This window comes from Salmonella sp. SJTUF14076, assembly GCF_015534835.1.
In the GTDB taxonomy this organism is placed as follows: Bacteria; Pseudomonadota; Gammaproteobacteria; order Enterobacterales; family Enterobacteriaceae; genus Salmonella; species Salmonella enterica.
In genome coordinates, this window is the sequence record NZ_CP064674.1 from 844,926 (window position 1) to 859,202 (window position 14,277).

Here is a 14,277-nt window from a genome sequence, read left to right on the forward strand (position 1 = left end):
ATGATCTCATTTGCTTGTTTTGCTATGACCAAGGAATATTGAATGGAAGATTTGAATGTTGTCGACAGCATAAATGGTGCGGGCACCTGGCTGGTACGCAACCAGGCGTTATTGCTCAGCTATGCTGTGAATATTGTTGCGGCTATCGCTATTATCATCATCGGCTTGATTGTAGCGCGCGTGATTTCCAATACGGTAAATCGTCTGATGCGTGCGCGTCATATTGATGCGACAGTGGCCGACTTTCTTTCTGCGCTGGTGCGCTATGGGGTTATCGCTTTTACGCTGATTGCGGCTCTGGGTCGCGTGGGGGTTCAAACCGCCTCGGTTATTGCCGTACTGGGCGCCGCTGGTTTAGCCGTTGGCCTGGCATTACAGGGATCGCTTTCTAACCTTGCGGCTGGGGTATTGCTGGTTATGTTCCGTCCGTTCCGCGCCGGTGAGTATGTCGATTTGGGCGGCGTTGCCGGTACGGTACTGAACGTGCAAATCTTTTCCACGACAATGCGCGCGGTAGACGGCAAAATTATTGTGATTCCGAATGGCAAAATTATCGCGGGAAATATCATCAACTATTCTCGTGAGCCGGTTCGCCGTAACGAATTCATTATTGGTGTGGCCTACGATTCGGATATCGATCAGGTGAAACAGCTGCTAACGACGATTATCGAGTCCGACGATCGTATTTTAAAAGATCGCGAAATGACGGTGCGTTTGAATGAGCTGGGCGCCTCATCGATTAATTTTGTGGTGCGTGTCTGGAGTAAAAGCAGCGACCTGCAAAATGTCTACTGGGACGTGCTGGAACGTATTAAACGTGAATTTGACGCCGCTGGTATTAGCTTCCCGTACCCGCAGATGGACGTCAATTTTAAACGCGTGAAAGATAACGCCGCGGAGTAATTTTCCTCCCGTGCTGCCTGCCGGTGCTGCGCTTATCCGCCTCCAGTATTCTCTGGTTATTGAGCGGATAAGCGTAGCCGCCATCCGTTATTCAGTCTCTTTATTAGCTTTTCTTATTAGTGATTAAAATTATCAATTTCCGCTAATAATATTCCCGCGCTATAGTCTGCCTTTAAGAAAAACAGCTCAGGGTAGTTAACGTGATATCTTATTATTTTCAAGGGTTTGCCCTTGGCGCCGCCATGATCCTTCCGCTTGGCCCGCAAAATGCGTTTGTGATGAATCAGGGAATTCGTCGCCAGTACCACCTCATGATAGCGCTGCTTTGCGCGTTAAGTGATTTAGTCCTGATTAGCGCCGGTATTTTTGGCGGTAGCGCGTTGCTGATGCAGTCGCCGTGGCTGCTGGCGCTGGTCACATGGGGCGGGGTTGCGTTCTTGTTATGGTACGGTTTTGGCGCGCTGAAAACGGCAATGAGCAGTAATCTGGAGCTGGCCAGCGCCGAGGTTATGAAGCAGGGGCGCTGGAAAATTATTGCTACGATGCTGGCGGTAACGTGGCTGAATCCGCACGTTTATCTGGATACGTTTGTCGTGTTGGGCAGTCTCGGCGGGCAACTGGCTATGGAGCCAAAGCGCTGGTTCGCCCTCGGCACGATTAGCGCGTCGTTCTTGTGGTTTTTTGGGTTAGCGCTACTGGCGGCCTGGCTTGCGCCTCGACTGCGTACGGCGAAAGCTCAACGTATTATCAACATTCTGGTTGGGGTGGTGATGTGGCTTATCGCTTTCCAACTGGCGCGGGAAGGCGTCGCGCATATGCACGCGCTTTTCAACTAAGCGTTGTCTGATGGACAACAGGCCGATATCCGCTAAGCTTGCCTGCATGCGCCCTGTATATCAGGGCAATGACTGCAATATGGAGGAGAGACTGTGAAGTTCAAAGTGATGGCCCTGGCGGCATTAGTGGGTTTAAGTGCAATGTCGGCGCAGGCAAGCGAATTGCCGGAAGGCCCGCACATCGTGACTTCCGGTACGGCAAGCGTCGATGCTGTGCCTGATATCGCCACCTTAGCGATTGAAGTGAACGTCGCGGCGAAGGATGCGGCGACGGCGAAGAAGCAGGCCGATGAGCGCGTGGCGCAATATCTTTCCTTCCTTGAGCAAAATCAGATTGCGAAAAAAGACATTAGCGCGGCGAATCTGCGCACGCAGCCGGATTATGATTACCAAAACGGTAAAAGCATTCTGAAAGGGTATCGTGCGGTGCGAACCGTTGAGGTGACGCTGCGTCAGTTAGATAAACTTAATTCTCTGCTGGACGGCGCGCTGAAGGCGGGTCTGAACGAGATTCGTTCGGTATCGCTGGGCGTGGCGCAACCGGACGCCTATAAAGACAAGGCCCGCAAAGCCGCCATCGATGACGCGATTCATCAGGCGCAAGCGCTGGCAGCCGGTTTTAACAGCAAATTGGGGCCGGTTTACAGCATTCGTTACCATGTCTCTAATTATCAGCCGAGTCCGGTGGTGCGAATGATGAAAGCCGCGGATGCTGCGCCGGTATCTGCGCAGGAAACTTACGAGCAGCCGACCATTCAGTTCGACGATCAGGTCGATGTGGTCTTCCAGCTTGAACCTGGAACAGGGCAGACGTCGACAACGGCCGCCAGCACGCAGTAATCTCGCCCGGCCTGGGCGCTTCCAGGCCGCGTTTTCTCCCGGTGTTCTCATTTTTTGCTCCGTATTACGCAATGAAATGAAGATTTGCTAATACGGTGTGAGCGTTTTGAATCGTCTTGTCGCCAGCAAAAAATAGCCAATGGCGCGTCGTTTTTTGCCGCCTGAACGCAATGATTTTGTGATCAATTTCAAAGAAACGATGGGGGAATAATGGGTCATGCAGGCCGGATAAGACGTTCACGCCGCCATCCGGCATTCATAGAGAGGCTAATCCTGACGCAGCACCTTGTGCCCGTACTCCAGCAGCGCGTCGGTCACTTTGCGCATCATCCGGCTTTCCGGGGCAAAGCGGTGCCAGTAAAGCATCCGGCGCTGTAGCAAACCAGGCGTTAAGTTGATCAACTCGCCGCTTTCCAGCTCTTTCTCAATCTGCAGGTGAGGGATCATGCAGCAGGTCGTGCCCTGACGCGCAAGCTGTACAAACGCTTCGGATGAATTAACGATATGGCACGGCACGCTGCCGGGCGGTAGATCGAAATTCTGTTGCAAAAAGGCCTGATGCATATCATCCAGATGGTCGAACGCGACGGCGGGCGCTTTCAGCAGCGACGACCGGGTAACGCCATTGGGGAAATAGCGCTCGGCAAACGGCTTTGACGCGACAAACAGATAGTCGAGCGCGCCAAGTTTGTCTACCAGGCAACTGGGCAGCGCCTGATGCTGGATACTCACCGCGCCCACCACCTCGCCGCGACGCAGACGTTCTTGCGTGCGCGTTTCATCTTCCACCTGTAAATTGAGACGGATAGGGGAGTCCGCCAGCACCGGCGCCAGCGCCGGAAGCAGCCAGGTCGCCAGACTGTCGGCGTTAACCGCCAGCGACAGCAGCAGCGGCGTAGAGCCGGTTTGTTCATCGCCCAGCCACTCTTCTTCCAGCAGTTCAACCTGACGCAGCAGAGCCAGTAATTTTTGCCCTTGCTCCGTGGGGCGAGGAGGAACGGTACGCACCAACAAAGGTTGTCCGAACATATTCTCAAGCTGTTTTATGCGCTGTGAGACGGCGGATTGCGTGATGCACAGCTTCTGGGCGGCGCGCTCGAATCCTCGTTCACGTATAACGGCATCCAGCGCCTGTAGTGTTCTGTAGTCCGGACGTTTCATTGTTGTGTCATGCTCCTGTTATTTTTTTCCGCACTATGACATAAATTTGCCGTCGGTACAGATGAAATCCGTAGCCTGTGTACGGACACGGAGATTTTTCCCGACAATGTTCTATAATGCGGCTGTATTTTCACACCACAGGCGAAACGATCTATGACGCAGGATGAACTGAAAAAAGCGGTAGGATGGGCGGCACTTCAGTATGTACAGCCCGGCACCATTGTGGGCGTTGGTACAGGCTCAACGGCCGCACACTTTATTGATGCGCTGGGCACAATGAAAGGCCAGATTGAAGGCGCGGTCTCCAGCTCGGACGCCTCGACTGAAAAACTCAAAGGCCTCGGTATTCATGTGTTTGATCTCAACGAAGTGGATAGCCTGGGTATCTATGTCGATGGCGCGGACGAAATCAACGGTCATATGCAGATGATCAAAGGCGGCGGCGCGGCACTAACCCGTGAGAAAATTATTGCTTCCGTGGCGGAGAAATTTATCTGTATTGCGGATGCCTCTAAACAGGTGGATATTCTTGGCAAATTCCCGTTGCCGGTCGAAGTGATTCCGATGGCGCGCAGCGCGGTCGCTCGTCAACTGGTGAAGCTGGGCGGGCGTCCGGAGTACCGTCAGAACGTGGTCACGGATAACGGCAACGTGATTCTGGATGTTTATGGTATGGAAATCCTTGATCCCATCGCGCTGGAAAACGCCATTAACGCGATTCCGGGCGTCGTGACCGTAGGGTTGTTCGCCAACCGTGGCGCCGATGTCGCACTGATCGGCACGCCGGACGGGGTGAAAACCATCGTAAAATGATCCCGCCAGGCGTATTTCCTGCCGCGTAAAAAATTCGGTCAGGGCAAATTTGGTGACATGTATCACGTTTAATCGTTTGCCCTGCCGATCCCTCCAAAGAAAAAGTTATTCCCGGTATTTTCATCTGCTATTTCCCGCTGTATGCGATTCCTTCACGACGCTGGCGCAAACGTTCATATTGCCGTGATAATTTTTTTTGATATGTTGAAGGACGGATGCAAATCCACACACAACATCAGATGGCAAAAAAAGACAGGATCGGGGAAATGGCAAAGGTATCGCTGGAGAAAGATAAAATTAAATTTCTGCTGGTTGAAGGGGTGCATCAAAAGGCGCTGGAAAGCCTTCGTGCGGCAGGTTACACCAACATTGAATATCACAAGGGCGCGCTGGACGCTGAACAGTTGAAAGCGTCCATCCGCGATGCCCACTTCATCGGTCTGCGATCCCGTACTCATCTGACAGAAGAAGTGATTAACGCCGCAGAGAAGCTGGTGGCGATTGGCTGTTTTTGCATCGGCACCAACCAGGTGGATTTAAATGCGGCGGCAAAACGCGGTATTCCGGTCTTTAACGCGCCATTCTCGAATACCCGTTCCGTGGCGGAGCTGGTGATTGGCGAGCTATTGCTGCTGCTGCGCGGCGTGCCGGAAGCGAACGCCAAAGCGCACCGCGGCGTATGGAATAAACTGGCGGCGGGATCGTTCGAAGCGCGCGGTAAAAAGCTTGGCATTATCGGTTACGGCCATATCGGAACGCAGTTGGGCATTCTGGCGGAATCGCTGGGGATGCATGTCTATTTCTATGATATTGAAAATAAACTGCCGCTTGGTAACGCAACTCAGGTGCAGCACCTGTCTGAATTGCTGAATATGAGCGATGTGGTCAGTCTGCACGTACCTGAAAACGCCTCCACCAAAAACATGATGGGCGCAAAAGAGATAGCCCTGATGAAGCCGGGTTCGCTGCTGATTAACGCCGCGCGCGGTACGGTGGTGGATATCCCGGCTTTGTGCGACGCGCTGGCGACGAAACATCTGGCGGGGGCGGCTATCGACGTCTTCCCGACGGAACCGGCCACTAATAGCGATCCGTTTACCTCTCCGCTGTGCGAATTCGATAACGTGATCCTGACGCCGCATATCGGCGGCTCGACGCAGGAGGCGCAAGAAAACATCGGTCTGGAAGTCGCAGGAAAACTGATTAAGTACTCGGATAACGGCTCGACGCTGTCCGCCGTGAACTTCCCGGAAGTGTCGCTGCCGCTGCACGGCGGTCGTCGCCTGATGCACATCCACGAAAACCGCCCGGGCGTATTGACCGCGCTTAACCAGATCTTTGCCGAGCAGGGCGTTAACATTGCCGCACAGTATCTGCAAACCTCCGCCCGAATGGGGTATGTGGTAATTGATATAGAAGCCGATGGCGATGTGGCGGAGAAAGCGCTGCTGGCGATGAAGGCGATTCCGGGCACCATTCGCGCCCGTCTGCTGTACTAATTTCCTCTAAATGGGCAGGAGATGACCTGCCCATCCTTTCTCTGGTTTCCCTGCCTCAACATCTCTTCGTGTAACGCATACATTCTGTTTTCGAGCCTTGCCGCAATTGGTAATTAAAGGCAGCGTTGCGTGTTGTACAGCAATAAAAGGAATTTACGATAAGGGCTCAGCATAGCGCTGAAACGGGAAAGCCCCTACCGAGGCAGGGGCTCTAAAAAGGAAAGGGACGATGATGAGATACGTCATCATGCTGCTGATCCTGTTAATCATCGCTACGCCAGCATATTAACAGAGAGTACGCAGGAGGGAGGTTCGCCTCCCTCACCCTTCACCGAGAAATCTAGGTCAAAAAAGCGACGCTGTCAATCGACAAAACACGGCTACCACTCCCAAATTTTGGACGGCGTCACCACCGCAGGCAGCGGGATATCCCACTCTTCAACTGGCAGTTTTTCTACTAACTGGCAATCATGCGCGTAGCCCACGGGTAGGATCTTATGCTGCTGCCAGTTTTGCAACGTACGGTCATAAAATCCGCCGCCCATCCCCAGGCGCTGCCCGTCTTCGTCAAACGCGACTAACGGCGTTACCAGCACATCCAGCTTTGCCAGCGGTAATACGTCGCGGACATCAAGCCGTGGCTCCTGGATCTTTAAGCGGTTGGTCACCAGCGCACTCTGCGGATGATAGTGCAGGAACAGGAGGTTGCCAGGGCTAAAGGGATGAAGAACCGGAAGGTAGACGCGCTTGCCCGCTTGCCATAGCTGTTCTATCAGCGGCTGGGTGTCGAGTTCGCCATCAAAGGAGAGAAACACGGCGACAGTGTGCGCCATCACGACGGGAGGAAAGCTGAGCATTCGGGCGGCGGCCTGTTGACCAAAGCGGCTTTGCTGCTCTGGCGTCAGCGCACGGCGACGTTGCCGAATCATTCGGCGGATTTCTTGTCGTGATAAAGAGAGTTCGGGAAGTTGCGTCATGGCTGTCGCCAGTCAGAAGGGGAATCTCCGAGATGCCGCCGCAGGCTGTAACCCTTGAACCCTTGGTTCAAGGTGAATGTGTCGTCACAGTTTTAAGGCTTCTCGGACGAACCGAGCATGCTCACCAACCGCGGAGCGCCACATTCTTGTGGTATGAAATATCGGCTCAGGGGACTGGCCCGCTTGCAAACATCTCAGAGAAATTCTGTTTTCACAATCACTTTACCATAGTAAAGCGAAAAGTGTTATTCAAAGTTTTGGCCCGTTTTTTCGGTTATGCGACCTTGATCAAGCAACGCCTGTTCGATGGTCTGTTGTAGCATCCGAATACGTTGTTCCATGCTCGCCGCGTAATCGCGGGTCTTCGCTTTTTCCTGAGTTAACTCATAGCTGATATTCAATGCGGCAATGAAAACCAACTGCTCAGTATTTGTGACTCTAGTGCGAACTTTCAGATCTTGCAACCGCTGATTCAGATCGTCCGCAGCCTGATTCAACGCATCCCTTTGGTCAGGCGGGCAATTCACTCGCAGTGAACGGCCAAATATTTGGATATCGACGGGTTGTGCAGACATGCCACCTTCCTGCTGATTGACTGCGCTGCCTTCGTCTCCAGACCCAGGGTCCGCGAAGGGGCGACACTATAGCTACCCTGGTGTGAAGATACAAGCCCTTTTCTGGTTCACCAGGGTCCAAAGTGGTAGCATATCATGAATATCCTCCCTTTGATGACGAATGCTTATGTCTATACAGAACGAAATGCCTGGTTACAACGAAATGAACCGGTTTTTGAATCAACAAGGGGCCGGTCTGACCCCGGCTGAAATGCATGGTTTAATCAGCGGGATGATTTGCGGCGGCAACAACGACAGCTCATGGCAGCCGCTGTTGCATGACCTGACGAACGAAGGTCTGGCCTTCGGGCATGAGCTTGCTCAGGCGCTGCGCAAAATGCACGCGGCGACCAGCGACGCGCTGGAAGACGACGGCTTTCTTTTTCAGCTTTATCTGCCTGAAGGCGACGATGTCAGCGTATTCGATCGCGCAGATGCATTAGCCGGGTGGGTTAACCACTTTTTGCTTGGCCTCGGCGTAACGCAGCCTAAACTTGATAAAGTCACCGGCGAAACGGGTGAAGCGATTGACGACCTGCGTAATATTGCGCAGCTTGGTTATGATGAGAGCGAAGATCAGGAAGAGCTGGAGATGTCGCTCGAAGAGATCATCGAATATGTCCGTGTTGCGGCGCTGTTATGTCATGACACTTTCACGCGCCAACAGCCGACCGCGCCGGAAGTGCGTAAACCGACGCTACACTAAGAAAAAACGAAATGGAGGCCATGTCATGACTCAGCAGGAATACCAACGCCGTCGCCAGGCATTACTGGCGCAAATGCAGCCCGGCAGCGCCGCGCTGATCTTTGCCGCGCCGGAGGCGACGCGCAGCGCAGACAGTGAATATCCGTATCGCCAGAGTAGCGACTTCTGGTATTTCACCGGTTTTAACGAACCGGAAGCCGTGCTGGTACTGATTAAGAGTGATGACACCCACAACCACAGCGTTTTGTTCAACCGCGTTCGCGACCTGACGGCGGAAATCTGGTTTGGTCGCCGTTTAGGACAGGATGCCGCGCCGGAAAAACTGGGCGTTGACCGGGCGCTGGCGTTTAGCGAAATCAACCAGCAACTCTTTCAGTTGCTTAATGGTCTGGATGTGGTGTACCACGCGCAGGGCGAATATGCGTATGCCGACGAGATTGTTCTGGCTGCGCTGGAGAAGCTGCGTAAAGGCTCCCGCCAGAATCTGACCGCGCCGGCCACCATGACTGACTGGCGACCGATCGTCCATGAGATGCGCCTGTTCAAATCGCCGGAAGAGATTGCGGTCATGCGCCGCGCCGGGGAAATTAGCGCTCTGGCGCATATCCGCGCGATGGAAAAATGCCGTCCGGGGATGTTTGAGTATCAGCTGGAAGGAGAAATTCACCACGAATTTAATCGCCATGGCGCGCGCTATCCCTCCTATAACACCATTGTCGGCAGCGGCGAAAATGGCTGTATCCTGCATTACACTGAAAACGAAAGTGAAATGCGCGACGGCGATTTAGTGCTTATCGACGCGGGCTGTGAATATAAAGGTTACGCGGGCGACATCACGCGTACTTTCCCGGTGAACGGGAAATTTACGCCAGCTCAGCGTGAAATTTATGACATCGTTCTGGAATCGCTGGAGACCAGCCTGCGACTGTTCCGTCCTGGCACCTCTATTCAGCAGGTGACCGGCGAAGTCGTGCGCATCATGATAACCGGGCTGGTGAAGTTGGGGATTTTGCAAGGAGAGGTTGATCAACTGATTGCCGAGAATGCGCATCGTCCTTTCTTTATGCATGGCTTGAGCCACTGGCTGGGGCTGGATGTTCATGATGTCGGCGTTTATGGGCCGGATCGCTCCCGCATCCTGGAGCCGGGCATGGTGCTGACCGTAGAGCCAGGCCTCTATATCGCGCCGGATGCCGACGTGCCGGAAGCGTATCGTGGCATTGGCGTTCGAATTGAAGATGACATTGTCATTACCGAAACCGGTAATGAAAACCTGACCGCTGGCGTTGTGAAGAAGGCGGATGACATTGAAGCATTAATGGCGGCGGCGCGGCAGCAATGAGCGTCATTATCGTTGGCGGCGGCATGGCAGGCGCGACGCTGGCGCTGGCCATCTCTCAGTTCAGTCATGGGACGTTGCCGGTACACCTGATTGAAGCGAAAGCGCCTGAAGCCGACGGTCATCCCGGCTTTGACGCCAGAGCGATTGCGCTGGCGGCGGGCACTTGTCAGCAACTGGCGCGAATTGGCGTCTGGCAGGCGATTTCCGATTGCGCAACGGCAATCAACACCGTACACGTCAGCGATCGCGGTCATGCCGGATTTGTGACTCTCGACGCGCAGGATTACAGCCTGGCAGCGTTGGGTCACGTTGCGGAGCTGCATGATATCGGGCTGCGTCTGTTTGCGCTCTTACGTAAAGCGCCAGGCGTTACGCTGCACTGCCCGGAGCGCGTAGCCAGCGTGTCGCGTACCCAACAGCAGGTTAACGTCACTCTGGAAAACGGCAATGTGATAGCTGGCAGCGTGCTGGTGGCGGCTAACGGTACCCACTCCGCGCTGGCGTCAGCCTGCGGCGTTGACTGGCATCAGGAGCCTTACGAACAGTTAGCGGTGATAGCGAATGTCGCGACCGCTATCCCGCACCAGGGACGCGCCTTTGAACGTTTTACCCCCAATGGCCCGCTGGCGATGTTGCCGATGTCGCATGGCCGATGTTCGCTGGTTTGGTGTCACCCGCTCGACCAGCGCGATGAGGTGCTGAGCTGGTCCGACGCGCAGTTTTGTCATGCGTTGCAGGCCGCGTTCGGCTGGCGGCTGGGGCGAATTACTCAGGCCGGTAAGCGCAGCGCGTATCCGCTTGCCCTTACTACGGCGGCGAAAGTGTTTACTCACCGGACTGTCGTGGTCGGCAATGCGGCGCAGACGTTGCATCCTATCGCCGGACAAGGGTTTAATCTCGGTCTGCGCGATGTCATGAGCCTGGCGGAAACGCTGGTCGTGGCACAGGACGCGGGCGAGGATATTGGCGCCTGGCACGTGTTATCGCGCTATCAGCAGCGTCGTCAGGTTGACCGGGATACGACGATTGGCGTAACGAACGGTCTGGTCCATCTGTTTGCAAATCGTTGGGCGCCGCTGGTTATTGGGCGCAATATCGGTTTAATGGCGATGGAATTATTACCGCCTGCGCGCGATGCGCTGGCACAGCGGACCTTAGGTTGGGTTGCGCGTTAAGCAGATCTGTAGGCCGGATAAGGCGTTTACGCCGCCATCCGGCATCGTGTTCGTAAAAATGCCGGATGGCGGCTTCGCCTTATCCGGCCTACGGTTTTGATTGTTCCGGTTTCCAGGAGTAAATAGTGCAAAGTGTTGATGTAGCAATAGTTGGCGGAGGCATGGTGGGACTGGCTGTCGCCTGCGGCTTGCAGGGGAGCGGTTTGCGCGTTGCGGTACTGGATCACGTTGTCCCCCAGCCGTTGGCGAACGATGCGCCGCCTCAGCTTCGGGTGTCGGCGATTAATGCCGCCAGCGAAAAACTGCTTACCCGTCTTGGCGTATGGTCAAACATTGTGGCGCGACGGGCAAGTTGCTACCACGGTATGGAAGTCTGGGATAAAGACAGCTTTGGCCGTATTACGTTTGATGACGCAAGCATGGGATATAGCCATCTGGGGCATATTGTTGAAAACAGCGTCATTCACTATGCACTGTGGCAAAAAGCGCAGCAAGCGGCGGATATCACCTTAATGGCGCCAGCGGAGTTACAGCAGGTTGCCTGGGGAGAGAACGACGCCTTCCTGACTTTAAAAGACGGCGCGATGTTAACCGCGCGTCTGGTGATTGCCGCGGATGGCGCCAACTCCTGGCTGCGTAACAAAGCGGAAATTCCCTTAACTTTCTGGGACTACCGTCACCATGCGCTGGTAGCGACTATCCGCACCGAAGAGCCGCACGGCGCGGTTGCTCGCCAGGTGTTTCATGGTGAAGGTATTCTGGCGTTTTTGCCGTTAAGCGATCCGCATCTGTGTTCCATTGTCTGGTCGCTTTCTCCGCAGGATGCGGAGCGTATGCAACAGAGCGGCGACGAGGCGTTTAACCAGGCGTTGACTATCGCCTTCGATAATCGGCTGGGCTTATGCCGCCTGGAAAGCGAACGGCAGGTTTTTCCGCTGACGGGCCGCTATGCTCGCCAGTTTGCCGCGCATCGTCTGGCGTTGGTCGGCGATGCCGCGCACACCATCCATCCGCTGGCAGGGCAGGGCGTCAACCTCGGCTTTATGGACGCGGCCGAACTGGTGGACGATCTGCGCCGGCTTCAGCGCCAGGGCAAAGACATTGGCCAACATCTTTATCTCCGTCGTTATGAGCGTAGCCGTAAACATAGCGCGGCGATGATGCTTGCCGGGATGCAAGGTTTTCGTGACCTGTTTGCCGGCGAAAACCCGGCAAAAAAATTGCTGCGCGACATCGGGCTGAAACTGGCGGATACGCTCCCCGGCGTCAAACCCCAACTGCTTCGCCAGGCAATGGGGCTAAACGACCTTCCGCAATGGCTTCGTTAAGTGTCTGACTGCACGCCAGCAAGAGTTTGAAACCCGTCACACTTTGCTTTCCCGGCTATCGCGCCGGGGGGCTTTCCTCGTTTGAAATAATCTAATTTCACCGCTTATTTCGCATTATATTTTCTAATGCCGCTATTTTTGGCGAACGCGATTTTCGACATTTTTTCCGCATTTAATATTAATTTATGTTGTAGTAAATCGTATCAGCTTCCTTTTTATGACGGTTATTTAGCGTAATAGTGGTTTTTTGTGCTGATGGGATTTTAGCGTTTTTTAGTCATAAGCTAATGTGATGGTAAATTCAGCCTTATGGTTTAGCGTCTGGTTCGGTGGTAAGTTCAGGAGCAAGAGAACGTTTGCGTCGGCGCAGGAAAAAGGGCGTCGATGCCTGGTTTCGTGGCGAAGATTTCCCATGAAAATGGTTGTTAGCCCCCGCTAATTCAACGAGGAAAAGATGGCCCAACAGACGCCTTTGTACGAACAACACACGCTATGCGGTGCCCGCATGGTCGATTTTCATGGCTGGATGATGCCCCTGCATTACGGCTCTCAGCTTGATGAACACCACGCTGTGCGCACCGATGCCGGGATGTTTGATGTATCGCATATGACCATTGTCGATCTTCATGGCAGCCGTACACGAGAGTTTCTACGTTATCTGCTGGCAAACGACGTCGCGAAGCTAACGAAGACGGGTAAAGCCCTCTACTCCGGTATGCTTAACGCATCGGGCGGCGTGATTGATGACCTTATCGTCTACTACTTCACTGAGGATTTCTTCCGTCTCGTTGTTAACTCCGCCACCCGCGAAAAAGACCTCTCCTGGATTACCCAACACGCTGAACCTTATGCCATCGACATCACCGTTCGTGACGACCTGTCGCTGATTGCGGTACAGGGGCCGAATGCGCAGGAAAAAGCGGCGACTCTGTTTACTGACCAACAGCGCCATGCAGTAGAAGGTATGAAGCCGTTCTTCGGCGTTCAGGCGGGCGATCTGTTTATCGCCACCACTGGTTATACCGGCGAAGCGGGCTATGAAATCGCCATGCCGAATGAAAAAGCGGCGGATTTCTGGCGTGCGCTGGTGGAGGCGGGCGTGAAGCCGTGCGGTCTTGGCGCGCGCGACACGCTGCGTCTGGAAGCAGGCATGAACCTGTACGGTCAGGAGATGGATGAAGGTATCTCTCCGCTGGCGGCTAATATGGGATGGACTATCGCCTGGGAACCTGCTGACCGCGACTTTATTGGCCGTGAGGCGCTGGAGATGCAGCGTGAAAAAGGCCATGAGCAGCTTGTCGGTCTGGTGATGACCGAGAAAGGCGTATTGCGTAATGAACTGCCGGTGCGTTTTACCGATGCGCAGGGCAACCAGCAAGAAGGCATTATCACCAGCGGGACGTTTTCCCCAACGTTGGGCTACAGCATTGCGCTGGCGCGCGTTCCGGCGGGCATCGGCGAGACGGCGATTGTACAAATTCGTAACCGTGAAATGCCGGTAAAAGTGACTAAACCTGTTTTTGTGCGTAACGGCAAAGCCGTCGCGTGATTCATCCTTTTTTGGAGATTAATTGATGAGCAACGTACCCGCAGAACTGAAATACAGCAAAGAACACGAATGGCTGCGTAAAGAAGCGGATGGCACTTACACCGTTGGCATTACTGAACACGCTCAGGAGCTGTTGGGCGATATGGTTTTTGTTGATCTGCCGGAAGTCGGCGCGACCGTAAGCGCGGGCGACGACTGCGCCGTGGCGGAGTCCGTAAAAGCGGCGTCCGACATTTATGCGCCGGTAAGCGGCGAGATCGTAGCGGTAAACGATGCGCTGAGCGACTCCCCGGAGCTGGTGAACAGCGAACCGTATGCCGGTGGCTGGATCTTTAAAATCAAAGCCAGCGATGAAAGCGAACTTGAATCGCTGCTGGATGCCACCGCGTACGAGGCATTGTTAGAAGACGAATAATGTTGTGCCGGATGGCGCTAATGCTTATCCGGCCTACTCACTGCAACGCGAATTATTTTGCGTATTCGTTTTCGCACGCGTAGGCCCGGTAAGCGTCAGCGCCACCGGGCAACTGAGTT

General features: G+C 54.3%; 15 protein-coding genes and 1 other RNA gene. 11 read left to right on the forward strand and 5 right to left on the reverse strand.

Annotated features, from left to right (window positions below):
• Positions 1-42 precede the first annotated feature (42 nt).
• The 3 genes from HU143_RS04185 (at position 43) to HU143_RS04195 (ending at position 2,579) form a co-directional block, all read left to right on the forward strand.
• Positions 43-903 (forward strand): small-conductance mechanosensitive channel MscS, encoded by an 861-nt coding sequence (locus HU143_RS04185; protein WP_000389833.1) that lies wholly within the window; start codon positions 43-45, stop codon positions 901-903.
• A gap of 200 nt (positions 904-1,103) precedes the next feature.
• Positions 1,104-1,739, forward strand: a complete 636-nt coding sequence (argO, locus tag HU143_RS04190; RefSeq protein ID WP_000626863.1) for an arginine exporter ArgO — start codon at positions 1,104-1,106, stop codon at positions 1,737-1,739.
• A gap of 93 nt (positions 1,740-1,832) precedes the next feature.
• The gene (locus HU143_RS04195) at positions 1,833-2,579 is read left to right on the forward strand and encodes an oxidative stress defense protein (protein WP_023203995.1); all 747 of its coding nucleotides are present in this window, start codon (positions 1,833-1,835) and stop codon (positions 2,577-2,579) included.
• A 64-nt stretch (positions 2,580-2,643) separates the two neighbouring features.
• Here the strand turns inward: HU143_RS04195 and HU143_RS04200 are convergent, their stop codons facing one another.
• Both HU143_RS04200 and argP read right to left on the reverse strand, forming a co-directional pair.
• Positions 2,644-2,835: a hypothetical protein gene (locus HU143_RS04200; protein WP_023203996.1), complete on the reverse strand. Its 192-nt coding sequence runs from the start codon at positions 2,833-2,835 to the stop codon at positions 2,644-2,646.
• A gap of 11 nt (positions 2,836-2,846) precedes the next feature.
• Complete coding sequence (argP, locus tag HU143_RS04205) at positions 2,847-3,740, reverse strand: DNA-binding transcriptional regulator ArgP (protein WP_000828345.1); 894 nt, start codon at positions 3,738-3,740, stop codon at positions 2,847-2,849.
• 153 nt (positions 3,741-3,893) lie between these two features.
• Here argP and rpiA point away from each other — a divergent pair, with 153 nt between their 5' ends.
• Both rpiA and serA read left to right on the forward strand, forming a co-directional pair.
• On the forward strand, positions 3,894-4,553 hold the full coding sequence (gene rpiA / locus HU143_RS04210; protein ID WP_000189741.1) for a ribose-5-phosphate isomerase RpiA: 660 nt from the start codon (positions 3,894-3,896) through the stop codon (positions 4,551-4,553).
• A gap of 266 nt (positions 4,554-4,819) precedes the next feature.
• Positions 4,820-6,052 (forward strand): phosphoglycerate dehydrogenase, encoded by a 1,233-nt coding sequence (serA, locus tag HU143_RS04215; protein ID WP_001151627.1) that lies wholly within the window; start codon positions 4,820-4,822, stop codon positions 6,050-6,052.
• Between the two features lie 380 nt (positions 6,053-6,432).
• On the opposite strand, the gene HU143_RS04220 is transcribed toward serA, so the two are convergent.
• The 3 genes from HU143_RS04220 to zapA all read right to left on the reverse strand — a co-directional run bounded on the left by HU143_RS04220 (position 6,433) and on the right by zapA (position 7,604).
• Positions 6,433-7,029 (reverse strand): 5-formyltetrahydrofolate cyclo-ligase, encoded by a 597-nt coding sequence (locus tag HU143_RS04220; RefSeq protein WP_031622474.1) that lies wholly within the window; start codon positions 7,027-7,029, stop codon positions 6,433-6,435.
• Between the two features lie 20 nt (positions 7,030-7,049).
• Positions 7,050-7,233, reverse strand: a non-coding RNA gene (gene ssrS / locus HU143_RS04225) — 6S RNA.
• A 41-nt stretch (positions 7,234-7,274) separates the two neighbouring features.
• Positions 7,275-7,604: a cell division protein ZapA gene (gene zapA / locus HU143_RS04230; RefSeq protein WP_001276011.1), complete on the reverse strand. Its 330-nt coding sequence runs from the start codon at positions 7,602-7,604 to the stop codon at positions 7,275-7,277.
• Between the two features lie 166 nt (positions 7,605-7,770).
• On the opposite strand from zapA, the gene HU143_RS04235 reads away from it, so the two are divergent.
• From HU143_RS04235 to gcvH, 6 genes are all read left to right on the forward strand, one after another.
• Complete coding sequence (locus HU143_RS04235) at positions 7,771-8,349, forward strand: YecA family protein (RefSeq protein ID WP_000027236.1); 579 nt, start codon at positions 7,771-7,773, stop codon at positions 8,347-8,349.
• 25 nt (positions 8,350-8,374) lie between these two features.
• The gene (gene pepP, locus HU143_RS04240; RefSeq protein WP_000193688.1) at positions 8,375-9,691 is read left to right on the forward strand and encodes a Xaa-Pro aminopeptidase; all 1,317 of its coding nucleotides are present in this window, start codon (positions 8,375-8,377) and stop codon (positions 9,689-9,691) included.
• Complete coding sequence (gene ubiH, locus HU143_RS04245; protein ID WP_023226764.1) at positions 9,688-10,866, forward strand: 2-octaprenyl-6-methoxyphenyl hydroxylase; 1,179 nt, start codon at positions 9,688-9,690, stop codon at positions 10,864-10,866. The genes pepP and ubiH overlap by 4 nt, the downstream gene beginning before the upstream one ends.
• A 125-nt stretch (positions 10,867-10,991) precedes the next feature.
• On the forward strand, positions 10,992-12,194 hold the full coding sequence (gene ubiI, locus HU143_RS04250) for an FAD-dependent 2-octaprenylphenol hydroxylase (RefSeq protein WP_023226765.1): 1,203 nt from the start codon (positions 10,992-10,994) through the stop codon (positions 12,192-12,194).
• A gap of 454 nt (positions 12,195-12,648) precedes the next feature.
• Positions 12,649-13,743 carry a glycine cleavage system aminomethyltransferase GcvT gene (gene gcvT / locus HU143_RS04255; protein ID WP_000068738.1) on the forward strand — a complete coding sequence of 365 codons (1,095 nt, stop codon included), beginning with the start codon at positions 12,649-12,651 and terminating at the stop codon, positions 13,741-13,743.
• Positions 13,744-13,768: 25 nt separating this feature from the next.
• Positions 13,769-14,158, forward strand: coding sequence for a glycine cleavage system protein GcvH (gcvH, locus tag HU143_RS04260; RefSeq protein WP_001295377.1), 390 nt, complete (start codon positions 13,769-13,771; stop codon positions 14,156-14,158).
• The last annotated feature ends 119 nt before the right edge of the window (positions 14,159-14,277 follow it).

Excerpts from the sequence above, each read along its gene's own strand:
- HU143_RS04185 (WP_000389833.1), top strand. The coding sequence starts at position 43 with ATGGAAGATTTGAATGTTGTCGACAGCATAAATGGTGCGGGCACCTGG.
- HU143_RS04200 (WP_023203996.1), bottom strand. The coding sequence starts at position 2,835 with ATGCCGGATGGCGGCGTGAACGTCTTATCCGGCCTGCATGACCCATTA.
- argP (WP_000828345.1), bottom strand. The coding sequence starts at position 3,740 with ATGAAACGTCCGGACTACAGAACACTACAGGCGCTGGATGCCGTTATA.
- rpiA (WP_000189741.1), top strand. The coding sequence starts at position 3,894 with ATGACGCAGGATGAACTGAAAAAAGCGGTAGGATGGGCGGCACTTCAG.
- serA (WP_001151627.1), top strand. The coding sequence starts at position 4,820 with ATGGCAAAGGTATCGCTGGAGAAAGATAAAATTAAATTTCTGCTGGTT.
- HU143_RS04220 (WP_031622474.1), bottom strand. The coding sequence starts at position 7,029 with ATGACGCAACTTCCCGAACTCTCTTTATCACGACAAGAAATCCGCCGA.
- zapA (WP_001276011.1), bottom strand. The coding sequence starts at position 7,604 with ATGTCTGCACAACCCGTCGATATCCAAATATTTGGCCGTTCACTGCGA.
- HU143_RS04235 (WP_000027236.1), top strand. The coding sequence starts at position 7,771 with ATGTCTATACAGAACGAAATGCCTGGTTACAACGAAATGAACCGGTTT.
- pepP (WP_000193688.1), top strand. The coding sequence starts at position 8,375 with ATGACTCAGCAGGAATACCAACGCCGTCGCCAGGCATTACTGGCGCAA.
- ubiH (WP_023226764.1), top strand. The coding sequence starts at position 9,688 with ATGAGCGTCATTATCGTTGGCGGCGGCATGGCAGGCGCGACGCTGGCG.
- gcvT (WP_000068738.1), top strand. The coding sequence starts at position 12,649 with ATGGCCCAACAGACGCCTTTGTACGAACAACACACGCTATGCGGTGCC.
- gcvH (WP_001295377.1), top strand. The coding sequence starts at position 13,769 with ATGAGCAACGTACCCGCAGAACTGAAATACAGCAAAGAACACGAATGG.